19 protein-coding genes are annotated in these 21,406 nt (G+C 69.3%); 8 read left to right on the plus strand and 11 right to left on the minus strand.

Going from position 1 to position 21,406, the window contains the following annotated elements; genetic code table 11:
• Positions 1-1,107, minus strand: coding sequence for a DMT family transporter (locus ACGFNU_RS17515; protein ID WP_392594667.1), 1,107 nt, complete (start codon positions 1,105-1,107; stop codon positions 1-3).
• A 184-nt stretch (positions 1,108-1,291) separates the two neighbouring features.
• Between ACGFNU_RS17515 and ACGFNU_RS17520 the strand changes: the two genes are divergently transcribed.
• The 5 genes from ACGFNU_RS17520 (at position 1,292) to fabG (ending at position 5,406) form a co-directional block, all read left to right on the plus strand.
• Positions 1,292-1,990, plus strand: a complete 699-nt coding sequence (locus ACGFNU_RS17520; protein ID WP_392594669.1) for a hypothetical protein — start codon at positions 1,292-1,294, stop codon at positions 1,988-1,990.
• 245 nt (positions 1,991-2,235) lie between these two features.
• Positions 2,236-2,511, plus strand: coding sequence for an acyl carrier protein (locus ACGFNU_RS17525; protein ID WP_392594671.1), 276 nt, complete (start codon positions 2,236-2,238; stop codon positions 2,509-2,511).
• Positions 2,481-3,701: a beta-ketoacyl-[acyl-carrier-protein] synthase family protein gene (locus ACGFNU_RS17530; protein ID WP_392594673.1), complete on the plus strand. Its 1,221-nt coding sequence runs from the start codon at positions 2,481-2,483 to the stop codon at positions 3,699-3,701. The genes ACGFNU_RS17525 and ACGFNU_RS17530 overlap by 31 nt, the downstream gene beginning before the upstream one ends.
• Positions 3,698-4,675, plus strand: a complete 978-nt coding sequence (locus ACGFNU_RS17535; protein WP_392594675.1) for a beta-ketoacyl synthase N-terminal-like domain-containing protein — start codon at positions 3,698-3,700, stop codon at positions 4,673-4,675. The genes ACGFNU_RS17530 and ACGFNU_RS17535 overlap by 4 nt, the downstream gene beginning before the upstream one ends.
• A complete protein-coding gene (gene fabG, locus ACGFNU_RS17540; RefSeq protein WP_392594677.1) occupies positions 4,672-5,406 on the plus strand; it encodes a 3-oxoacyl-[acyl-carrier-protein] reductase in 735 nt (244 codons plus the stop codon). Before ACGFNU_RS17535 ends, fabG begins: the two co-directional genes overlap by 4 nt.
• On the opposite strand, the gene ACGFNU_RS17545 is transcribed toward fabG, so the two are convergent.
• From ACGFNU_RS17545 to ACGFNU_RS17590, 10 genes are read right to left on the minus strand one after another with little or no spacing between them, the layout of a single operon-like run.
• A complete protein-coding gene (locus ACGFNU_RS17545; protein WP_392594678.1) occupies positions 5,358-6,185 on the minus strand; it encodes a hypothetical protein in 828 nt (275 codons plus the stop codon). The genes fabG and ACGFNU_RS17545 overlap by 49 nt on opposite strands.
• A gap of 16 nt (positions 6,186-6,201) precedes the next feature.
• Positions 6,202-7,233, minus strand: coding sequence for a C45 family autoproteolytic acyltransferase/hydolase (locus ACGFNU_RS17550; protein WP_392594680.1), 1,032 nt, complete (start codon positions 7,231-7,233; stop codon positions 6,202-6,204).
• On the minus strand, positions 7,230-7,835 hold the full coding sequence (locus ACGFNU_RS17555) for a GNAT family N-acetyltransferase (protein ID WP_392594682.1): 606 nt from the start codon (positions 7,833-7,835) through the stop codon (positions 7,230-7,232). The genes ACGFNU_RS17550 and ACGFNU_RS17555 overlap by 4 nt, the downstream gene beginning before the upstream one ends.
• Positions 7,832-8,107 carry an acyl carrier protein gene (locus tag ACGFNU_RS17560; RefSeq protein ID WP_392594684.1) on the minus strand — a complete coding sequence of 92 codons (276 nt, stop codon included), beginning with the start codon at positions 8,105-8,107 and terminating at the stop codon, positions 7,832-7,834. Before ACGFNU_RS17560 ends, ACGFNU_RS17555 begins: the two co-directional genes overlap by 4 nt.
• The gene (locus tag ACGFNU_RS17565; protein WP_392594686.1) at positions 8,100-9,587 is read right to left on the minus strand and encodes an AMP-binding protein; all 1,488 of its coding nucleotides are present in this window, start codon (positions 9,585-9,587) and stop codon (positions 8,100-8,102) included. Before ACGFNU_RS17565 ends, ACGFNU_RS17560 begins: the two co-directional genes overlap by 8 nt.
• Positions 9,587-12,886 carry an amino acid adenylation domain-containing protein gene (locus tag ACGFNU_RS17570; protein ID WP_392594688.1) on the minus strand — a complete coding sequence of 1,100 codons (3,300 nt, stop codon included), beginning with the start codon at positions 12,884-12,886 and terminating at the stop codon, positions 9,587-9,589. Before ACGFNU_RS17570 ends, ACGFNU_RS17565 begins: the two co-directional genes overlap by 1 nt.
• Positions 12,883-14,820 carry a class I tRNA ligase family protein gene (locus tag ACGFNU_RS17575; protein WP_392594690.1) on the minus strand — a complete coding sequence of 646 codons (1,938 nt, stop codon included), beginning with the start codon at positions 14,818-14,820 and terminating at the stop codon, positions 12,883-12,885. The genes ACGFNU_RS17570 and ACGFNU_RS17575 overlap by 4 nt, the downstream gene beginning before the upstream one ends.
• Before the next feature lie 39 nt (positions 14,821-14,859).
• Entirely contained in the window at positions 14,860-16,032 is a 1,173-nt protein-coding gene (locus tag ACGFNU_RS17580; RefSeq protein WP_392594692.1) for an NAD(P)/FAD-dependent oxidoreductase, read from the minus strand.
• A complete protein-coding gene (locus ACGFNU_RS17585) occupies positions 16,029-16,352 on the minus strand; it encodes a cupin domain-containing protein (protein ID WP_392594694.1) in 324 nt (107 codons plus the stop codon). The genes ACGFNU_RS17580 and ACGFNU_RS17585 overlap by 4 nt, the downstream gene beginning before the upstream one ends.
• Positions 16,349-17,659 carry a lysine N(6)-hydroxylase/L-ornithine N(5)-oxygenase family protein gene (locus ACGFNU_RS17590; RefSeq protein WP_392594696.1) on the minus strand — a complete coding sequence of 437 codons (1,311 nt, stop codon included), beginning with the start codon at positions 17,657-17,659 and terminating at the stop codon, positions 16,349-16,351. Before ACGFNU_RS17590 ends, ACGFNU_RS17585 begins: the two co-directional genes overlap by 4 nt.
• A gap of 605 nt (positions 17,660-18,264) precedes the next feature.
• Here ACGFNU_RS17590 and bla point away from each other — a divergent pair.
• The 3 genes from bla to ACGFNU_RS17605 all read left to right on the plus strand — a co-directional run bounded on the left by bla (position 18,265) and on the right by ACGFNU_RS17605 (position 21,082).
• Entirely contained in the window at positions 18,265-19,212 is a 948-nt protein-coding gene (gene bla / locus ACGFNU_RS17595; RefSeq protein WP_392594698.1) for a class A beta-lactamase, read from the plus strand.
• A 153-nt stretch (positions 19,213-19,365) separates the two neighbouring features.
• Positions 19,366-19,929, plus strand: a complete 564-nt coding sequence (locus ACGFNU_RS17600; RefSeq protein WP_392594700.1) for an RNA polymerase sigma factor — start codon at positions 19,366-19,368, stop codon at positions 19,927-19,929.
• Positions 19,916-21,082: a helix-turn-helix domain-containing protein gene (locus tag ACGFNU_RS17605; RefSeq protein WP_392594702.1), complete on the plus strand. Its 1,167-nt coding sequence runs from the start codon at positions 19,916-19,918 to the stop codon at positions 21,080-21,082. Before ACGFNU_RS17600 ends, ACGFNU_RS17605 begins: the two co-directional genes overlap by 14 nt.
• The last annotated feature ends 324 nt before the right edge of the window (positions 21,083-21,406 follow it).

The raw sequence follows: 21,406 nt of genomic DNA on the forward strand, positions 1-21,406 counted from the left end.
TCACCTCTGCCCGGCCGCCGGAGCGGAACCGGACTCGGCGGTGGATCCGGACGCGGGAGCGGTCGCCGAAGTGGTCGCCGCCCGGGTGCCGGAGGGCGGTCCGGCGCCTGCCTCAGCTTCGGGTCCGGCCGCGGCCGGAGCGGTCGGCTCACCCGCAGCGGTCGCTTCGGCCGCGGCCGCAGACTCAGCCGGGGCCTCGGCCTGGGCGGGACGGGAGCGCGGCTTGCTCCTGGAGACCGCCACACCGGCCAGGCACAGCACGCCGCCGAGGAACGCGAGCAGCGTGGGCACCTCACCGAGGAAGATCCACGAGATCAGGATCGCGAGGGCGGGCACCGCGTACGTCGTGGCGCTCAGGTTGCCCGCGCTGAGCTTGGACAGCGCGTACGCCCACGTGGTGAACGCGAGCGCGGTCGGGAAGGCGCCCAGATAGATCATGTTCAGCGTGGCCTGTGCCGGCGCGTCCGCCACCTGGGTCACCAGCTGGTACGCGAACGGCAGCGTCGCGACGGCCGCGACGCCGGTGCCGAAGGTGGTGGCCTGCAAGGGCGTGGCGTGCTTGAGCGCGTACTTCTGGCTCACCACTCCCCCGGCGAAGCCCAGCGCCGCGACGAGGCAGAGCAGCACGCCCATCACCGACGACTCGTCACCGGAGTCGGCGGTCGCGAACCCGACCACCGCCGCGCCCCCGAACGACACCGCCATCCCGGCCAGCAACCGGGTGGGGAAGCCCTCCTTCAGGAGGTAGCCGCTCAGCAGCGCGATCAGGATGGGGCCGATGCCGATCAGCAGGGCCGCCGTCCCCGCGTCCACCTCTTCCTCGCCCCAGTTCAGGGCGACCATGTAGAGGCCGAACCACAGCAACCCGGAGATGAGGATGCCGGGCCAGGCGGCCCTGGGCGGCAGGCCTTCGCGGCGGAGGCCCATGATGACGGCCAGCACGGCCACGCCGACGAGCAGCCGCCCCAGCGCGAGCGCGCCCGGCGAGAAGTGCGGGGCCGCGCTGCGGATGGACACGAAGGCCGAAGCCCAGAGCACCATCGTGGTGGCCGCGGCCGCGATCGCCGCGCGCGCGGCCCATGCCTCTGACGGGGAGTTCTGAGTCATGGGACTTTCACCTCCCACCTACGGAGCGGATGCCCCGCCCCTCAGGGCGGCGAGGAAACGCGGCAGAGTACGGCATGGTGAGCGGCCTTTCTGGTGCAGGTGACGTGAGTGATGCGGCTCAGATCTGAACTGGCTTAGGTTGCGTTGAGTGATTGTGTCGGTGAGTTCGGTTACGGTGTCGAGTGTGAGGATTGTGGTGCAGATGAAACTGCTGCCGACACCTGAGCAGGCGGCCGCGCTGGCGGCGACTCTGCGCGCGTGCAACGCTGCGGCCGATCACGTGTCGGTGGTGGCGTTCGACCGGGAAGTGTTCTCCCGCAATGACCTGCAGAAGATCACCTATGGTGAGGTGAAGGCGGTGTTCGGGTTGTCGGCGCAGCCGACGGCGCGTGTGGTGAAGAAGGTGGTCGACGCCTACACGACGTTGCGTGCCAGCATCCGGGCCGGTCGACTCGGGCCGCCTGGTTCGCCACGTCGCCTCAAGGCCGAGGGCAAGCCGATCCGGTTCCGCCTCGATGCGGCGCAGCCGTTCGATGACCGGTGCCTGTCCTGGCAGACCGACGCCCACACTGTGTCGATCTGGACCATGGCGGGCCGGTTGAAGGGCATCGCGTTCACCGGGTCGCCCGCCCAACTCGAGACACTGACCGACTACCGGCAAGGCGAAAGCGACCTGGCGCACCGGGACGGCATGTGGTTCCTGTACGCCACCTGCGACGTGCCCACCGCTCCGCTGAACACCGACCCGGTGGGCTGGGTCGGTTTCGCATGCCGCCGGTGCGGGCTCGCTGGCCCGGCCGACGTCGTCGCCGCCGTGAACGTCGCACGACGCGCACGAACGGCGTGGGCGTTCGTCAACACACCCGCACCACAACGGACCTGACACCTCCCGAACTGGTGGATGCGACCCGTCACCGCCCCATCGTCAGGGGCAGTCAGGGAGCGCGACCCGGCTTGCAGGACCCGAACCCCTCGGTCCTTCAGGGTCGAGAAGTTGACCAGTCCTCGGTCGTCGCACGTTAACCCCGGGTCCGGGCCTCCTCCGGGGGCGTGGCAGGAACCTGTAACGGCTGTCAGGTAGTGGCAACGCCCGTTGGACGGCCGCGTGCCCGCGCTTACGTTGCGGCCATGACCACTTCCGTTGAGGACCGCATGGCGAAGATGCGGGACATCGTGTGCGAGATTCTCGAACTTGACCCGGACGAGGTCACCGACGACAGCCTCTTCAAGGAGGACCACGGCGCCGACTCGATGGGAACGATCGAGATCCTGGCGCTGCTGGAGAAGGAGTACGGCGTCGTGATCGACGAGGCCGAGCTGATCCGCATGGTCAACCTGACCGGCGTGTACGCCGTGGTGGCCGAGGTGGCGGGATGGGAGCGGGCGACCGAGCGGGCGTCATGACCCGCCGGGTGGTCGTGACCGGGCTCGGCGTGGTGTCCCCGATCGGCATCGGCGTGGCGGACTTCGCCCGCGGGCTGCGGGCGGGCAGAAGCGGCGCTGCGCCCGTCCGGGGCTTCGACACGACGGGCTTCGAGCACGACATCGCCTGCGAGGTGCCCGCCGACTTCGACGAGTCCGCGGGGCTGGGGCGGGCCAGTGGTTTTGCGGTTGAGGCCGCTCGGCGGGCCGTGGAGCACGCGGGCGCACCCGACCTGCGGGAACGGCGCGGCCTTGTCGCGATCGGCAGCACCATGGGCGAGTCACGCGACATCGACGCGCTCGTCGCACAGGAGCTCGCCGACGGGCCGGACGGGCTGGACCCTGCGATCGTCCAGCGGATGAACGCGGGCAGGCTGTCGGTCTCGATCGCCTGCGAGCTCGGCCTGACCGACGTCGAGGCGGTGACGATCCCGACGGCGTGCGCGGCGGGGAACTACGCGATCGGCTACGGCTACGACGTCGTCCGGGCGGGCGAGGCCGACTTCGCGCTGTGCGGGGGCGCCGACGCGTTGTGCCGCAAGACGTTCGCGGGTTTCTACCGGCTCGGCGCGATGGCGCCGGAACGCTGCCAGCCGTTCGACCGCGACCGGCGCGGCATGCTGACCGGCGAGGGCGCGGGCGTGATGGTGCTGGAGGACCTGGACTCGGCGCGGGCGCGGGGCGCGCCCATCCTCGCGGAGGTGCTCGGGTACGGGCTGAACTGCGACGCCGCCCATCCGGTGGCGCCCGACTCCGACAGCGTCGCGCGCTGCATGCGGCTCGCCTTGAAGGACGCCGAAGTCAAGCCCGAGGAGGTCGGCTTCGTCTCGGCGCACGGGACGGCCACCAAGGCGAACGACATCGCGGAGACCCGCGCGATCAAGCAGGTGTTCGGGGCGGAGAGCCCGCCGCGCACGGTGTCGATGAAGTCGATGCTCGGCCACACGCTGGGCGCCGCGAGCGCGCTGGCCGCGATCGGGTGCGTGGTCGCGCTCATCGAGGGCTTCATCCCGCCGACGATCAACCACGTCGAGACCGATCCCGAGTGCGGCCTGGACTGCGTGCCCAATCACGCCGTCCCCGCCGACCTGCGGGTCGTCCAGAACAACGCGCTGGCGTTCGGCGGCAACAACGCGATCCTCCTCCTGGGCCGGTACGAGGTGGCGGCATGACCACGACGATCTCGGCCTGGTCGGCGATCTCCCCGTTCGGGCTCGGCGGAACGGATTTCGCGGCGGGCGTCCAGGGCGGCCGGCGGCCCGCGGAGTGCGGGGTGCCGGGTTTCGACATCCGGGAGGTGCTCGGGCGGAAGGGCACGCGCGCCATGGACCGCGTGACCGCCCTCGCCGTCGCCACCGCGAAGCCGCTGGTGGACGGGCTCGGCAGCGAGACGGCCCTCGTCCTCGGCACGAACGTCGGCAGCGTGAAGAGCAGCATGGACTTCGCCCGCGACACGCTGACGGAGGACAAACCCTTCTACGTCGACGCGGGGCGGTTCCCGAACGCGGTCCTCAACTGCGCGGCGGCGCAGTGCGCGATCTGGCACACGTTGCAGGGTCCGAACGCGACGATCTCGGGTGGACGGGCGACGGGGCTGCTGGCCCTCAACTACGCGCGGCGGCTCCATCGTTCTGGACGGGCGACCGGCGCGGTGCTCTGCGGGGCGACCGAGGAACTGTCGGCCGAACGTTCCTGGTTGGAGAACGCGTCATCGCCTCTGGGCGAGGGCTGCGCGATGTTTCGTCTCGAACGGGACGGGCCGGGGCTGGCCGAGGTCTTGGCGGTCGAGTTCGGGGTGTGCGCCGACATGACGCAGGCCGCCGCCGTGCTGCGGCGTTGCGTCGATCGCGCGTTCGCGTCGTCGGGTACAGGCGCTGAGCAGGTCTGGCTCGTCGTCGGCTCGGGTGGCGAAGGTGACGAGCTGGACGGCCTTGCCGCAAAACGGTTGTGCGTCACCGACCTGGTCGGCGACACGTTCGCCGCGTCGTCGGCGTTCGGGATCGCCGCGGTGCTCGCCCTCGCGGAGGCCGAAGGACGCGACGGGACGGCACTGGTGACCGCCGTCGACCGGGACGGGGTCGTCGGGTGCGCGTTGCTGAGGCTTACGGGAGAGGGACGGAGCCTCATGGGAGAGGGGACGCGATGAGCGGGGCGGCCCTGGTCAGCGGCGGCTCGCGGGGCATCGGAGCGGCGATCGTGCTGCGGCTGGCCGAGGACGGCCATGACGTGGCGTTCTGCTACCGGTCGGGGGCCGAAGCGGCCCGGGAGGTGGAGAAGAAGGCCGCCGACTTCGGGGGGCGGGTGATCGCACGGCCGGCGGACGTCACCGATCCCGCCGCCGTGACCGACCTCTTGAAGGCCGTCCGCGACGAACTGGGCCCCATCGATACCGTCGTCACCTCGGCCGGGATCGTCCGCGACCGGCCGCTGGCGATGATGGGCGCCGACGACTGGCGCCAGGTGATCGACGTCAACCTCGACGGCACGTACAACGTCTGCCGCGCGGCCGTCTTCGAGATGATGAAACGCAAGTCCGGCTGCGTGATCACGCTGTCGTCGGCGGCGGGCGTGCAGGGGAACGCGACGCAGACCAACTACTCGGCGTCCAAGGCGGGGATCATCGGCTTCACCCGCGCGCTCGCCAAGGAGGTCGGCCGCTATGGCATCCGGGCGAACGTCGTCGCGCCGGGGTTCGTCGAGACGGACATGACGTCGGAGCTGCCGGAGTCCGTGCGCGAGCAGGCCCTGGCCCGGGTGCCGCTCGGCCGGATGGGACGTCCCGAGGAGGTGGCGGACCTGGTGGGCTTCCTGGCCTCGGACCGCGCGTCCTATATCACCGGGGCCGTGTTCCAGATCGACGGCGGCATACTCGGCTGACCTCTGCTGTCGACCCGGGACAGCAGGCCCAGCTCGGCGGCGCGGGCACCCGCCTGGAAGCGCGACGCCGCCCCCACGTCCCGCATGATCTCCGCGACGTGGCGGCGGTACGTGCGGACCGAGAGGCCGAGCTGCCGCGCGGCCGCGTCGTCCTTGTAGCCGGCGCTGAGCAGGGTGAGGATCCGCAGTTGAAGCCCGTCCAGGCCGTCGTCCTCACCGATCCGGCGGTGCTCGGCCGGGCTGGCCGATTCCCACGCGCCGGAGAAGAGGCCCCGCAGCGCGCGCAGCATGGCCGGTGTCCGGACGAGCAAGGCCTGCGAACCCTGCGATCCGGTGCGCACGGCCGCGGCCTGCTCGTCCACGAGGACCAGCTCCTGCAGCGAGGTCTCGGCCACCCGGACCTCCACGCCGCTCGCCTGTGCCTTGTCGATCAGCCGGGAGCCCCACGGGGCGCGCACGGCGTCCTTCGCGCAGAGCATGCGCACCCGGACGCCCGTCTTGAGCAGGTCGCCCAGCTCCGGCAGCACCTCGGCCGCCCAGCCGCCGGCCGCCATCACCAGGACGAGTTCCTCCCGGGCCGACGCGGCCAGCGTGCGGAGCGTCTCACCGGCCGGATCGTTCTCTTCCGCCAGATCGACCAGCGTGGCCGCCGCGAGCCTGCGGCGATGCTCGAACATGGCCGCCTCGACGAGGGTGCGGGCCTTGAGCAGGTCCCGTTCCACCTCGTCCAGCGGCGACCGTGAGGGCAGAGGTCGCTCGACCGCCGGTTCGGCACTCATCGCTCGGTCTCCCTCCCTAGCGCAGTGTGAAGACATGGGTCCGGGATCGGGACGGGTCGCCGGGGCGGACGTGCATCCGTCCCTGGCCGGGGTGCATGACGACGGCGGCGACGGTGCGTTCCAGACGGATGTCGCCGTCGTCCGGAACGCAGATCGGCGGCGAGGAGAGGACCGCGAAGTGCTCTTCGGCGTCGGCTGCGGCTGGAAGGTCGGCCAGTTCGGCCGTGCAGGCTTGCAGGCGCCGGAGCGAGGAGTTGCGGGCGAAGACGTTCAGCTCGTCGTCCGGAGCGAGGTCCGGGTGCAGGTAGTGGTTGGTATGGACGGTCTGGGCGCCCTCGACGACGCGTGTCTCGCCACCGAGGATCTCGACGTAAGCGGCCTTTCCAGGCGAGCAGAGCGTGAGGCTGCGGGAGCTCGTCAGCCGGAGGCCGGAGAGGAGCTTGAGCGCTTCGTCGACGTCCCCCGCGTTGTCGAGGAGGTGGCGGATCGCCAGGTAGGGCGGGAGGCCGGGACGCCACCGGCCGCCGAGCACGAGGTTGAGGCCGATCGCCAGCCCGTCGGAGTTCATGCCGAGATAGCCGAGGAGCCCGGCGAAGCTCAGGAGGAGCGAACGCCGACCAGATTCGGCGGGCGCCACTTCCAGCACCGCGATCTGGTCGTCCAGGTCGCCGTTCAGATCGACCGTCTGGGCCACGACCTCACCTGCGCGAGCGTAAGTCGTGCAGTCGCCACGAGTCGGCACCCTGCGATACCCCAAGATCTCGCGCCGGATCTGCAGGAGCATCGCTTCGTCCGGAGTGATACCGGCACCCTGGGCGAGCCCGTCGATCTCGGCGGCCAGGTCCGGGGTCTGGTGGGTGATCGCTTCCCGATGGGCGTTGATCGTCGGACGCAGCGCGTCGAGCGAGACCGGCTCGTCCAGAAGATGGTTGAGCCTGGCGAGCGAGTCGTCCAGGAACGCCCGCAACTGGTGCGAACGAGCGGCACCGTGCCGGCGACCGAGCTCGGCAGGGCCGCCGGAGAGGAGAATGTGGTCGGCTTGGGTCACTGGCGTACCTTCGGATGAGCCGCCAGTTGCTCCTTCACGTGCGGCCATTCCGCGCGCAGGACGCTGTAGAAGATCGCGTCGCGGCGGCGGCCGCCGGGCATCGGGTTGAAGCTGCGGAGCGTGCCCTCCTCGGTGGCGCCGATGTTGCGCAGGCCGCGGCGTGCCTGCTCGTTCAGCACGTCGGTCTTGAACTCGACCCGTTCGGCGCCGAGCGTCTCGAAGGCGTGCTCCATGAGGAGGTACTTGGCCCAGCGGTTGATGCCCTGGCCGCGGAAGTCGCGGCCGAGCCAGGACCAGCCGATCTCGATGCGCCGGTCGGCCTGGGCGAGGTTGCCGAAGCTCATGCTGCCCACGACCCGGCCCGAACGCTTGTCGGTGACGACGAAGACGACACGGCGTCCGGCGGCGTGATCGGCGAGGGTCGCGTCGAAGAACGCCTCGAAGTCGGCGTCGGTCTCCACCCTGCTGACGAAGTAGCGCCAGATGTGCGGGTCCATCGCGATCTTGTGGATCTCGGCCCGGTCGGCGGGCTCGATGGGCCGCAGCAGGACGTGCTCGTTCGCCAGGGTCGCGGGGGCCAGGTCGGCCCAGCTCTCGCTCATCGGGCGGGCTCGCTTTCGGGGTCCAGGGTCAGGAGGGTGATGACGTCGCGCAGCGTGCGCATGCGCGCCACGTCGCGTTCGGTGAAGCGGGACAGCGCGACCCCGGTGTCCTCGCAGACGGAGGTGAGGAAGAGGACCTTGTTGAGGGAGGTCAGGCCGTAGTCGCCCGCGAGGTCGCGGTCGAGGTCGAGCGCGTCCGGCGCGGGCGGCGGATCTAGGAGCGGCGCGAGGTTGCGGCGCGCCGTCGTCTCGACCTCGGTGTGGTCAGGCATGGATTCCCCTGTCGCTGTCGTGGATCTCGGCGCGGTGGAGAGCGAGGATCCGGCTGCGTTTGGGCTTGAACTGCGAGGTGAGCGTGTCGCCCTCGATGCTGAACGGCGGCGACGCGACGACGACCTTGTGGATGCGCTCGTCGCGTTCGAGGGTGGCGTTGGTGCGGGCGAGGTGGGCGGCGATGGCCTCGTGGTCGGGGGGTTCGCAGGACGGGGAGACGACCGCGACGAGCGTGGTCTGGCCGGGGCAGAAGATGACGCATTCGGCGATGGCGGGGCTCGTCTTCATGGCCTCCTCGATGGGACGAACGACGATCTTCTTACCGTTGTCCAGGACGATCGTGTCGTCGGCGCGGCCGTGGATGAAGAGGAAGCCGTCGTCGTCGATGTGGCCGACGTCGCCCGTGCGGACGGTGCCGTCGGGGGCGAACATGCGCTCGGACTCGCCTGGCTGGGCGTAGGCGTAGCGGGTGTTGACGGGGAAGTCGGCGCGGACGCTGACCGCGTTGGTCTCGGGATCGATGAGGACGTGCTTGCCGGGGAGAACGCGGCCGACGCTGCCCTCGCGGTGGGCGCCGGGGTGGTTCTTGCTGACGATGCACGTCTCGTTCAGGCCGTAGCCCTCGTAGATCGGCAGGCCGGCGGTGGTGAAGAAGCGGAGCATGGCGGCCGAGGCGGGCGCGGAGCCGGTCCAGAGGTAACGGATGCGGTCGCCGAAGAGCCTTCTTGCTTCGTGATCGAGAGGGCGGCCGGACGCGGCGGACCGTGCCTCGATGTGCTTCTTGGCGGACTCGTAGAAGCCGGGCACTCCCATGACCACGGTCGGCCGGGTCTGGCGCATGGCCAGGAAGGCGGCCTCGTAGGTGCTGACCGTGACGTCGTGGCCGTAGCGGAGCGCCGAGTAGATCCAGTAGCGCTGCTGGAGGAGGGAGAGGGGCAGGAAGACGAAGAGGTCGTCGTCGGGGCCGTGCTGGAACATCTCCTGGACGGCTCGGAGCGACGAATCGATGCTGCCGACACTGGCGGCTAGCCCCTTGGGGCGGCCGGTGCTGCCGGAGGTGAACTTCAGCGTCGTGACGTCGGTGGGTTCGTAGTGGTGTGGTGGAGGGGCCGGCTCGGGTTCGGTTTCGGCTCGGTGGCGGATCTCCTTGGCTGAACGATCCGTGAAGAGCAGCTTCAGGTCGTAGCGGGCAAGAAGCTCTGTGCTCTCCTCGAATTTGCCCGGCTCGAAGCCCGCGGTCACGGCTCCCAGGCGCAGGGCCGCGAGGTCCAGGAGCACCCATTCGAGGCTGTTGGCGGCGAGGACGCCGATCCGGTCACCGCGTCCCACGCCCTGGGAGCGCAGGTGAGAGGCCAGGCGTCCGGCCTGCTCGTAGAGGTCTGGAAGATCGATGGTCTCCGTGCCGTCGAGACCGACGACGCGGAGCCGGTGCCCGGGGGCGGGCGGCGTCGCCACGATCGTGTTGATGATCGACTCCATCAGGCGCCCTCCCTCTCGATGTAGGCGGCCATCGCGCGGACCGTGGCGACCTCGGGCAGGCGGTGCAGGGGGATGGTGATCCCGTACCGCTTGCGCACGCCGGTGGCGATGGTCGCGGCGGCGATCGAGTCTCCGCCGAGATCACCGAACGGAAGGTCGGGAGGCACGTCGGCGCGTTCCAGGACCGTCGCCCACAGCTCGGTGATCTGCTTCTCCAGGTCGGACGAGGGGTCGGCGGCGGTCGAGACGGTGGCCGCGACGGGGGCCGCCGTGATCAGGCGTCCCCGGTCGACCTTCCCGTTGCGGGTCAGGGGCAGATCGTCGTGCCACACGTACGCGGACGGGATCATGTAGTCGGGCAGGTGCCCGCGCAAAATCTTGGTGAGGTGGGAGTCGGGCGGCCGCTCGTCCCCCGCGGCGGTCAGATGCGCCACCAGGCGGTCGCCGCGCGAGGCCTCCTGGCGGACGACGACGGCCTGGTGGACGCCGTCGATCGCCGCCAGCCGGGTCTCCACCTCGCCGGCCTCGATCCGGTGCCCGTTCACCTTGATCTGGTGGTCCGCCCGCCCGACGATCTCGATCTCGCCGGTGGGGAGGTAACGGCCGAGGTCTCCGGTGCGGTAGAGCCGTTCGTCCAGGCGGTCGTCGTGGGTGAATCGTTCGGCCGTGCGGGCTTCGTCTCGCCAGTAACCGCGCGCCAGGCCGGTTCCGGCGGCATAGATCTCGCCGGTCACCCAGTCGGGCAGGTCCTGCTTGCTGTGCGGATCGAGGACGTAGGCGCGGTTGTTCGAGTTGGGCCTGCCGTACGGGATGCTCGCGCTGCCGTCGTCGTCGGGACCGATGGGATGGAAGATGTTCCAGATCGTGGTCTCGGTCGGGCCGCCCAGGGAGACGAGGGTGAGATCGTTCTTCAGGGCGAGGAGCGCGGCCGGGAGGGCCGGCGGGACGCGGTCGCCGCTCATCATGATCAGGCGGAGTGACGTGAGGGCGACCGTGGCGTCGTCGTTCGCCGCCGCCTGGTCGTGGAGGAGCGAGACGATCGCGGGTACCGAGTTCCAGACCGTGACGCCCGCCTTGCCGCACAGCTCCAGCCAGTGGGACGCGTCGATCGCGCGGTCGTGGTCGGGCAGCACGATCGCCGCGCCGGCGCCGAGGGCCCCGAACACGTCGTAGACCGACAGGTCGAAGTTGAACGCGCTGATGCCGAAGAAGCGGTCGTCCGGCCCGATCTCGAACCTGCTGTTGCAGTCGGTCACGACGTTGACGACGCTGCGGTGGCTGACCATGACGCCCTTGGGGTCGCCGGTCGTCCCGGATGTGTAGAGGACGTAGGCGAGGTCGTCCGGGGTCGCGTCCGATCGGCGTTCCACCTCGACGGTGGGCGGGGGCGGCTGGGCGGCGTCGAGGGTGAGCGTCTCGGCCGTCGTGGTGGTGATCGCGTTGGTGAGGACGAGGCGGACGCGGCCGTCCTGGAGCATGTAGGTCCGGCGCTGGTCGGGCAGGGCGGCGTCGACGGGGAGATAGGCGGCCCCGGCCATCACGGTGGCCAGGATTCCGATGATCTGCTCGGGACCTCGCGTCATGACCAGGCCGACCAGCTCGTCCCGTCCGACGCCTTCGCGCCGGAGCCAGGCGGCGGCGTGGCGGGCGTGCGCGAGGAGTTCGCCGTAGGTGAGCGTCTGGCCGGACGTGATGATCGCGGGTGCGTCCGGCGTCCGTTCGGCCTGGGCCAGGAAGGCGTCGGGGAGCATCTCGCCGGAGGGCTCGACGGTCGTCGCGTTGGCCTCGTCGCGGCGGGCGCGCTGGGCGGGCGGCAGCAGGTCGAACGTGGTCGCCGACCAGGCGTCAGGGGTGAGGAGCCGGTGCAGGAGGGTCTCGTAGCCCTGGACGAGATCGGCGAGGAGGTTGTCGGGGAAGAGCTCCTCGACGCCGTCCACCTGGACGACGAGGCCGCCGTGCTGCTCGAACGCGAAGACGTTCACCCAGACCTGCGGGGTCTGGCTGACGGTGAAGACGCGCGGGCCGAAGAGCTCGAACGCCGAACCGTCAAGGTCCTTGTAGGGGTAGCCGATGGCGCTGTTGAAGGTGAACGGCATCCGGGCCTGGACGGGCCCGTAGCGCCTGCCGATCTCCCGCATCACCTCGATGCCGGAGAAGTGGCGGTGGTCGAGGTCGCGGCGCAGCCTGGCCTGGAGGGCCTGGGCTCTGCCGGCGAAGGTCTCGTCGTGGTCCAGGGCGACCTCGACGAGCATCGTGTCCGAGAAGGCCCCGATCGTGTCGAGGATGTGGGGGTGGATCGGCGGGCGGTCCGCGACCGTGGTGGTGATCGTGAAATGCGGCCCGGCGCCCCAGGCGGCGAGCGTCTCGGCGTACGCGGCGAGGAGGAGGCCGGAGGGGGTCAGGCCGTGCTGGACGGCGTGTGCTTTCAGGCGTTCCCAGGACGTCGCGTCCAGCCGGACGGTGCGCGGGACGAAGGTGGGCGCGGCGATCTCGGCCGGGCTCGTCCGGAGCGGGAGATCGGGGTGCGCGGGGAGATCGTCCAGGCGTTCGTACCAGTACGCGCGTGAACGTTCGGCGGGCGGGCGGGTGCGCGCGGTTTCTAGGGCCTTGATGTACGACTCGAACGGGGCGGCCTCATGCTCGGTCGGGTCGCCGTTGCAGGTGTCCCACCATTCGCGCATGAACAGCATCGCGCTGATGCCGTCCATCGCCAGGCCGTCGTTGCTGATGTGCAGCACCATCCGGTCGTCGGCGAGGAGCGTCACGTCGACCGCGACGAGGGGCGGCCGGTCGAGGGGCAGCTTGCGGTGCGAGAGCTCGTCGCGGAGGCGGAGGAGCCGGTGCCGCTGCTGGTCTTCGGTGAGGCCGCGCAGGTCATGCCGGGGGATCTGGAGGGCCGGTGCCTTCTTCTCCTCGATCTGCCCGTCCGTGGTGAACGTGGTGCGCAGCATTCCGTGGCGCTGGACTACCGCGTTGAGGGCTGCCTCCAGGCGGTCCAGGTCCCAGTGGCCCTCGATCTCCTGGTAGACGTGGTTGGCGACGTTGCCCATCTCGAAGATGTCGTCGCGGCCGAGGAGATAGACGCGCTGGAGCTGGGTGAGGGGGAAGCGCCGCTCGTCCGCCTCGGCCCTGGCGGCGAGGTGCGAGATGAGCTCGGCCTTGTTGGCCTTGATGCGCCCGATCAGCTCCGGGTCCATGCGTTCGCGCGGGCCTTGGAGGCGCAGGTCGGAGCCGGTCGCGGTGATGCGCAACCCGCGCGACTCGATCTCCTCGACCAGGCCGGCCTGGCTGGGGCTCATATCCGCATCGCCTCCGCTCGGTCGTCCAGGAGGACGGCGAGGGCGGTCACGTCGGCGGCGCCCATGAGCTCCTCGCCGGTGATGTCGACGCCGAGCTCTTCGAGGATCTGGTACTGCAGTGCGACCGTTTGCAGCGACTCCAGGCCGAGCTCGTTCAGCGGCCGGTCGTCGTCGAGCGGTGCCTGCTCGGGAAGCTGGAGGGTCGTCCGGAGGAGTTCGCGAAGCCATGGAAGCAGCGGCGCATCCGCGGGCTCGCTCGCGTGGTCGCCGGGGCCAGAGCGTTCGCTCCCGTGGTCAGGGGGTTGTGCGCCGAAGAAGGTCTGCCGGGCGAGATCGAGACGGGTTTCCTGAGGTAGGAGCGGTACTTGTGATGGCCAGGCCACCGGCGCCGGCATGCCCAGCGACGCGGCGAGTCGTTCCGAGAAGCGAGGCATGACGGGCGCCGCGCAGTGCGCGAGCAGGTTGACGGCGGCGAGTTCGAGGGCGATCGCCGTTCGGGTCTGGTCGGCCCATCGGGTGCTTCCGGCGATCGGTCCCTCTTCGCGGGCGAACCGGCGGGCGTCCTCGACCAGGCGGTGCAGCTCGTCCGCCGCCCGGTTGAGCGAGAAGCCGTCCGGTCCGAGGCTGCTGGTAAGGCCTTGAAGCCGTTCACCCAGCCGGGTTTGGAAGGCTCGATGCTCAGGGGTCCAGTCGCCTGGCGCCGGGGCGATGCCGCCGTACAGCTTGTCGACGCGGGCGCCCAGATCGTTCAGCCAGTGCTGCCACTTGCCGATCAGGTCCTCGCGCAGCGCGGTCTCGTACGCGTCGCGCGAGAAGTTGGTGCGGCGGCCTTCGGGGCGGGAGCGGGAGAGGAAGAACCGCACCGCGTCGACGGTGTCCGGGCTGAGGATGTCCTTGCCCCAGATCGCGTGGCGCCTGCTCGTCGAGAACTTCTCTCCTTCAAGGAGGTAGAACTCGTTGACGTGGTAGTCGATGTCGGGCGACCACTCGGGATGGGCCAGCCGGTACAGCACCGGATAGAGAATCGCGTGGTAGAAGCTGTTGTCGTAGCCGAAGAAATGGACGATCTTCCAGTCGGGGGAAGGCGCGTCCGCTCGCCATCCGTCCTGTTCAAGCCGTGCGCCGAGGGCCTGGATGCCGTACAGGAAGCCGTACGACATCTCCGGCCACACCCAGATGACCTGCCCGTCCACGTCCGTCGTCTCAATGGGTGGTACGCCCCAGCTGGACGGATGCGTGATGGGGACGTCCAAGCGTTCTCTGTGGAAGAGCCTTTCGGCCAACTCCTTGAGCCGCACGGGGACGCGACCGCTCGCGTGGTGCTCGGCGACCTCGTCCGCGAACTCGTGGAGCGGCAGCGAGTAGCGACGCTGAGATCCCGATCGCGGCGGGGCGTCGGACTTCCCTGACCGCGGCTCCAGGAGGTCGGCGCAGAAGTTGGGCTCGCCGCACTCCTCGCAGATGTTGCCGCCGGCGGGCGCACGGCAGGTGGGGCAGCCACCGGAGACGTCGACCTCGTAGAGATAGTCGCCGGTCTCGGCGTCGAAGAGGGCCTCGTTCTCGGCGGGCCTGATCCTTCCTGAGGCGGCCAACCTCGAAAAGAACGCCTGGAGGCCTTCGCGGTAGGCGGACGCGGTGTTCGTCACCGTGTACTGGTCGGGCCGGATGTCCATGAGCGCGAGCGTCTCGGCGATCTCCGCGCTGTAGTGGGCCGCGGTCTCGGCCGGGCCGCGCCCGTCGCGCCGGGCCCGGTCGACCACGTAGCTCTGGTAGTCGTCGCTCCCGGTCAGATGCCAGGCGTCCGCGCCGTTCATCCGCTGGAACCGGACGAACGCGTCGGCGCCGAGGTACGGGCCTGACAGATGCCCGAGATGCAGATCGCCATTGGGGGTCGGTGGAGTGGAGAAGACGAAGATCGGCTTACTGGTGCTCATGCATGCCTCCGTCCCGGCGGGCGGATGTCGATGATGTCGTCAGTGATGCGCGGGCTCTCGCGTGGCGGGCTCGTCGGGGGCGGCGGGTTTGTCGGACGCGGCGTCGAGGGCGTCGAGGGCTTCGGCCGCGAGACCGGGGGCGAGCCGCACGCCCGAGCCGGAGCCGCCGCGCACGACGGCGAGCCCGGGGCGTTCGGGTGAGGTCGTGACCACCGGCAGCCGGTGATCGGTGTAGAGGTCGCAGAAGGCCCGGCCGCCCGTGGCCGCCGCGGCGGCCACGGGGCTGCGCCGGCCCAACGCGGCCCGCCCCTGTCGCAGGTCATCCGCATTGGGCCGGCCGTCGCAGGATTCCGGATCGGTGTCCCATTCGTTCCGGTAGAAGCTCACCAGCGCCACACCGGCGGTCAGCGGCACCAGGAAGAGGTCATCGTCGACGAAGTAGACGAGGGGGTCGTCCAGGCTCACCGGCAGCCGGGCATGCAGCGCCGCGATCCTCTTCCGGCGCGCGCCCGGGGCGTCCGGCAGTCCGTCCACGGGCGGCGTCCACGCTCCGCAGGCCATGACGACGCGGCGCGCGTTCCACTCACCGTGCTCGGTCCGCAGCCGATAGCCGTCGCCGGTCGCCTCGACGCCGTCGACGCGCTGCCCGAGCTGGACCTCGGTGTGCCCGGCGGCCTCGGTGACCAGGGCCTCCGCGAGCGGACGCGCCGCCACGACGAAGCCTTCGCCGTCATGGGTGACCATGACCTCGTCCGCGTCGATGCGCAGGTCGGGCATCATCCCGGTGACACGTTCGCGTTCGTCCGGCGTGGTGGGGCGCAGCGTCGTCCCGACGACGCGTCCGCCGAACGCCCCCAGCCCGCTCCCGCGCATCACGTAGATCATCCGCACGGGCCGCAGGAAGGGGCCCGCGGCACGATCCCGCAGCGCCGCGTACCGTTCACGACCTGCCCGCACGAGCTCGCGATGCTCGGCGGTGGCGGCGAGCGGAAAGCTCACCCCCGCCGACCAGGCCGTGGCGCCCGCGCCGATCGCGGCCCGCTCCAGCAACACCACCCGCCAATCGGGGTGCCGCCGCAGCGCCTCGTGCACCACGAACGCCCCGATCACCCCGCCGCCGACCACGGCCAGATCCGCGGTCACGCCGCCGCGTTCCGGGGCGGTCGCGCCGCCTTCCGGGGCGGTCGCGCCGCCGGCGGCCGGGCCGGTCACGAGGCGGCCCACCAGACGCTGAACAGCCGCAGCCGATCCTCGCCCGTGTTGGTGATCTGGTGCGGCACGCGGCTGGCGAGGTAGACCATCTCGCCCGGCCCCACGTCCATCCGCGCGTCTCCGGACACGACGGTCCCGGTGCCTGACCGCACCATCCAGAGCTCCGCGACGTCATGCAGGTCGAGCTCCGACGTGCGGCCGGGCGGCACCTCGAACCGCGAGGCCTTGAACGGCCACTCCCCCACGGCGGCCTCCTCGATCACCATCCCGCTCTCGTAGCGCTCGGGTGTCCGGTAGCCGATCCTCTCCGGCTCGTTCACAGGGCCCGCACCTCCGGTTCGTGGGCCGCGGGCCCGCCGGCGCCGGGAACGTGCCAAGCGAGGGTCGCCTGCTCGTCCTCGATCCGGTACACCGTGCGCCCGTGGATGGAGTTGATGATCCGCGCGCTCCGCCAGGAGGCGAGGCTCAGGTTGGCGTCGGCGATGCCGTGGCTGCCCTCGGCCGCGTTCTGGACGTAGAGCCGCAGGTCGCCGGGCCCGTCCCAGTCCAGCGAGTAGTCCCGCCGCACCCGCAGCCGGCCGTCGCCGTCGAGCAGCCGTCCCCGCAGAGGCTCCAGGTACTCGGGGAACTCGGACCGGTAGCCCGTGCAGCAGATGACCACGTCCGCGCCGAACGTCTCGATCGCTCCGGTGTCGTCGTCCTGCAGCGCCACCACCAGGCGGCCGTCGTCCTCGCGCAGGAGATCGACCATCCGCCGGCAGGCCAGCAGCCGGTGCCGGAACCGTGCCGGCATCAGCACGTCGAGCTCGTACAGGCGCCGGTAGATGTCGCGCAGCAAGGATTCGGTGACGCCGTCGCTCGCCATTCGCTGCCGGGCCAGCAACATGCTCCGCCGTTCCTCCGGCAGCCCATGGAAGTGATCAACATACGCCGGATGGAACCACTCATTGGTGAACGGCGAGTCGTCCAGCGGCAGAAAACCGACCCGGCTCGACACCCAAGTCAATGAGGCCGGCAAGGCATCAATCGAAAGCAAATGATTGACGACCTCCGCCCCGCTCTGCCCGCCGCCGACCACGACGACATCCCGTCCGCCGACGACCGGCGCGGCGTGAATCAGCTCGCTGCTGTGCAGGACGGACGACCCCCGCAACTTGGCGGCGAAGGGGGGCATGACAGGCTTGCGCCCCGAGCCGAGCACGACATTGCGAGTGGCGACCGGCTCGGCGTCGGCGCACCGCACCTCGAACAGCCCGTCACGCAGATCCACCCGCTCCACACGATGCCCCCACCGGACACTCTTGAGCTGATCGGCGGCCCATTGGTAATAGCGCTCGAACTCCTGCCGCGAGCACCGGTCGGCATTCGCGATGAGGAACCGGTAGAGCCGGCCCTCCTGCGCGAGGTAGCCGAGGAACGAGAGGGGGTTGCTGGGATCGACCAGCGTCACGAGATCCTTGAGGAAGGAAACCTGCAGTTGAGCGCCCGGGACCATGATCCCGCAGTGCCACCGGAACGACTCCTCCGCCTCGAAGAAGCGGGCCCGGAACTCCAGCGGTTCGGCCAGGGCGGCCAGGCTCAGATTGGACGGCCCCAGCCCCGCGCCGACGACGTCGAACTCCTCCACTGGCCACCCTCCATTCCGCAATTCGTGGTCGCCCGGATACCGAGCGCGTTGAACGCAGCGACGAAAGTGGGTGGGAAAAATCTGGCCAAAATCATCGACCTGTGCATGTCTTTCTACCTCCATGGGAGGGACACAGGCGTCACTCTGACATGCGATACGGGCCCTGAAAACCCCCTCCGCCACAACGACGGGATTCCTCCACCGATATCCCCGTCTGCTAATCAAACAATCAACAACTGCACGTTTAGCACTGCCTATGCCCACCCGCCCCAAAAGGCGAAAATCCGCCTCGTCACATATAAATGATCAACGCGATGACCTGGGGGTCATCACGCCTTACCAGATGTCAAGCTCTAAAAATTTCCAACGCAAAATTATCGAGTCTCAACCATGACCACCGTCGATTGTGTAAATCCTCCATATGGCCGGGGCGGACGCTGGCTGCTAGCAACAAACGCCGGTCACAGAACCGAACCAGGCCATTACTCGGACTGCCGGACCCCAAAAGCGGCCGGCCACCCCGAACTCATATCCAACTGGATATCGATCGTTGACCAATACCAATATTGGACATCAAGCGAGCCCCTCTGGTCTGCTGGGACACCATGCAGCACATCCGCTCCCAGCGGCTCCGGGCCAAGCTGGGCATCTCCGCCATAGCGATATCGACGATGTTCACCGGCGTCGCCTGCACCGCACAGGACACCACCGCCACGCGCACCGCGAGCAGCAGCCAGGCCAAGGTCGATGTCACCAAGGAACTGAAGAAGCTCGAAGAGTCCTACAACGGGCGCATCGGCGCGTACGCCATCGACACCGGCACGGGCAGGGTCGTCTCCTACCGGGCGAACGAGCGTTTCCCGAGCGACTCGACGTTCAAGGCGCCCCTCTGCGGCGCGATCCTCCAGAAGGCCCGCACGTCCGACCCCGGCCTCCTCAACCGGATCCTGCGCTGGACCAAGGAGGAGACCGTCGCCAACTCCCCGATCACCAGCTGGGGCAGGAGCCCGGTGGGCGGCCTGACCGTCTCGCAGCTGTGCCAGGCGACGGTCACCACCAGCGACAACACGGCCGCGAACCTGCTCCTCAAGCAGATCGGCGGCCCCGCCGGAATGACCCGCTACTACCGTTCGCTGGGCGACAAGGTCAGCCGGCAGGACCGCTACGAGCCCGACCACAGCTACTGGAAGGTGGGCGACAAGAAGGGCACCATCACCCCGGCGTCCATGGCGAACGACCTCCGCCAGCTGACCCTCGGATCCGCCCTGGCCCCGCAGGACAGGCAGCAACTGCTCAACTGGATGCGAGGCAACTACACCGGCAACATGCACATCCGGGCCGGCCTCCCGAACACCTGGCTCATCGCTGACAAGACGGGCCACGGCTCCTACTACGGGACGGGCGGAGACATCGCCGTCGTCCAGCCCCCGTCCGGCGCCCCCCTGATCATCGCGATCTACAGCCACCGCGACGCCGAAGACGGCGTCTCCGACCCCAAGATCTTCGGAACCACCGCCGCCATCCTGACCCGAGCCCTAGGCAAAACCTCCTAAAACACCCCGGCCGGGCACCCCTCACCGGTGCCCGGCCACCACTCAGCGCGCTCACCGTTCCTGACGCCACAACAGTCTCGGTTTCTTCTTCACGCTCAACGCCGGAGCGGGACCTTAGAGACGAAAGGGACGGTTCGAGCGGGAGGTTCGCCGGTGGCGCAGCCGGATGCGGCAGGTCCGCCAGGCGGGGACGCCCCGGCGTCCTTCGAGGACTTCTACCACCGGCACTACGCCACGTTAATCAAAGCGGCCCTGGCGCTGGGGGCCACCTGGGACGAGGCCTCCGAGACCGTCGACCAGGTCATGCTCGAGGCGTGGAAACGATGGGATGACCTTAGGCAGCCCCTCGCATGGGCGCGTCGCGCAGCCTTCCACGATCTGCTGAAGATCAAACGGCGCGAGCAGCGGCACCAAGCCGACCCCCTCGATCTCTGCCCGGAAGAGCAGGGCCACGAGGCCTCCATGAACATCTGGGCGGACCGGCAATGGGTCCTGCAACTACTTGAGCGTCTGCCTCCAGCCCAACGGGAGGTCATGGCGCATGTCTTCGACGGCCTCACCCCGGCTGAGACCGCTGAGTATCTGGGCAAGACGCAGCCGAACGTCCGCAAGAATCTGCAGCTCGCCCGAGAACGACTCAAACGCGAACTCCGCAAGGCAGGCGACCATCCGGCGTGCCGCCAACTGTGGGAGGAGGAATCCGGTGAGTCACGATGACGAGGTCTTCCGCGCGTCGCTCCACGAGAAGACCCGCGTTGATGCCACCGACGGCCTTGATCTGGCCGACCTTCTCTCTGACGTCCTCGACCTAGTCGATGACACCGTGGATCCCTGTCTGGGCGATGCCGAGGTACAGCGCCGCCTGCACGAGCTGGTCGGTGGAGATCAAATCCTCCAATTCCCGTCCAGGGACGGAACCACATCATGCACGAGCCAGGCACCGGTCACCGGGAGTCGGGCTCTCGCCGCAGCCGAGCCCGTTCCCGCCATCGTCCCCTGGATCGACCGTCCACACCGCGTCGGTCCGACGGTGCGTCGCATGCTGGTGGGTTCACAACTGCGCATGTTGCGGAAAGCACGCGGTATCTCCACGACGCACGCCGGTCTCGAAATCCGCAGCTCACCCTCCAAGATCAGCAGGATGGAGGTGGGCCAGATCGGGTTCAGGGAACGCGACGTCGACGACCTGCTGACGCTGTACGGCATCACCGACTCCACAGAGCGAGCGGCCCTGCTCGATCTGACGGCAGAGGTCGACAGCCCAGGGTGGTGGCATCACTACAGCGAAGTGCTGCCCTCCTGGTTCGAGGTCTACCTCGGCTTGGAGGAGGCCGCCTCGCTTATCCGCTCCTACGAGACGCAGTTCGTCCCCAGCCTTCTGCAAACCAGGGAGTACGCCCGCGCAGTGCTACGGCTCAGTCACCCGAACCTCACCGACGATGACGTACAGCGCCGCCTGCAAGCACAGATGGCCAGGCAGGAACGCTTCCCGAGGCTGTGGGCGATCGTGGACGAGGCGGTGCTGCGCCACCCGGTCGGTGGACGCGACGTGATGCGCGGTCAGATCGAGCACCTCATCATGATGCTCAACCGAAGGAACGTCGCCCTTCAGATCATGCCGCTCTCAGTCGGCCGGCATGCGACCACGGGCGCCCCTTTCACGATTCTGCGGTTCGCCCATCCCGGGCTCAACGACGTGGTCTACGTCGAGCAGCTCACAAGCGCGCTCTACCTTGACAGATCGGAAGACGTCGACGCCTACGTACAAGTGATGAACAAGGTATGCGTCACCGCCATGAGGCCGGACAAGACCCTGAAGACGCTCACCGAAATCCTCGGCCAGTTCGATTCCCTTCCGGAGGGCGCCTGATGCCGGGGCGCCGACGCATCGCGAACGGCCAGGAGGCCCGAACATGAGCTGGCCAATCCTTCCTCCGACCGGACGAAGCCTCGTCGCCGCCACCGCACTCCTGGTGCCGGCCCTGCTCGCACTGGCTCTACTTCCCTCGTTGCTCGTCTGGCCCTTCCTGACAAAGACTCGCCAAGATCGACTCACCGCGATGCTCAACCTGGTCCTCGCATCGACCTCAGAAATACTCACCCGGGCCAAAGGAGCAGCGCCCTGATCGTTCGTGAACGTTCGAGGTGCCCCTGCTCGGCTGCTACGACCGAACGCCCGATGTGCCATGGTTCA

Origin of the sequence: Spirillospora sp. NPDC048911, from assembly GCF_043198015.1 — a bacterium.
Classification (GTDB): domain Bacteria; phylum Actinomycetota; class Actinomycetes; order Streptosporangiales; family Streptosporangiaceae; genus Spirillospora.

Excerpts from the sequence above, each read along its gene's own strand:
- ACGFNU_RS17560 (WP_392594684.1), bottom strand. The coding sequence starts at position 8,107 with ATGCCTGACCACACCGAGGTCGAGACGACGGCGCGCCGCAACCTCGCG.
- ACGFNU_RS17555 (WP_392594682.1), bottom strand. The coding sequence starts at position 7,835 with ATGAGCGAGAGCTGGGCCGACCTGGCCCCCGCGACCCTGGCGAACGAG.
- ACGFNU_RS17545 (WP_392594678.1), bottom strand. The coding sequence starts at position 6,185 with ATGAGTGCCGAACCGGCGGTCGAGCGACCTCTGCCCTCACGGTCGCCG.
- bla (WP_392594698.1), top strand. The coding sequence starts at position 18,265 with ATGCAGCACATCCGCTCCCAGCGGCTCCGGGCCAAGCTGGGCATCTCC.
- ACGFNU_RS17565 (WP_392594686.1), bottom strand. The coding sequence starts at position 9,587 with ATGGAGTCGATCATCAACACGATCGTGGCGACGCCGCCCGCCCCCGGG.
- ACGFNU_RS17570 (WP_392594688.1), bottom strand. The coding sequence starts at position 12,886 with ATGAGCCCCAGCCAGGCCGGCCTGGTCGAGGAGATCGAGTCGCGCGGG.
- ACGFNU_RS17530 (WP_392594673.1), top strand. The coding sequence starts at position 2,481 with ATGGGAGCGGGCGACCGAGCGGGCGTCATGACCCGCCGGGTGGTCGTG.
- ACGFNU_RS17525 (WP_392594671.1), top strand. The coding sequence starts at position 2,236 with ATGACCACTTCCGTTGAGGACCGCATGGCGAAGATGCGGGACATCGTG.
- ACGFNU_RS17535 (WP_392594675.1), top strand. The coding sequence starts at position 3,698 with ATGACCACGACGATCTCGGCCTGGTCGGCGATCTCCCCGTTCGGGCTC.
- ACGFNU_RS17515 (WP_392594667.1), bottom strand. The coding sequence starts at position 1,107 with ATGACTCAGAACTCCCCGTCAGAGGCATGGGCCGCGCGCGCGGCGATC.
- ACGFNU_RS17575 (WP_392594690.1), bottom strand. The coding sequence starts at position 14,820 with ATGAGCACCAGTAAGCCGATCTTCGTCTTCTCCACTCCACCGACCCCC.
- fabG (WP_392594677.1), top strand. The coding sequence starts at position 4,672 with ATGAGCGGGGCGGCCCTGGTCAGCGGCGGCTCGCGGGGCATCGGAGCG.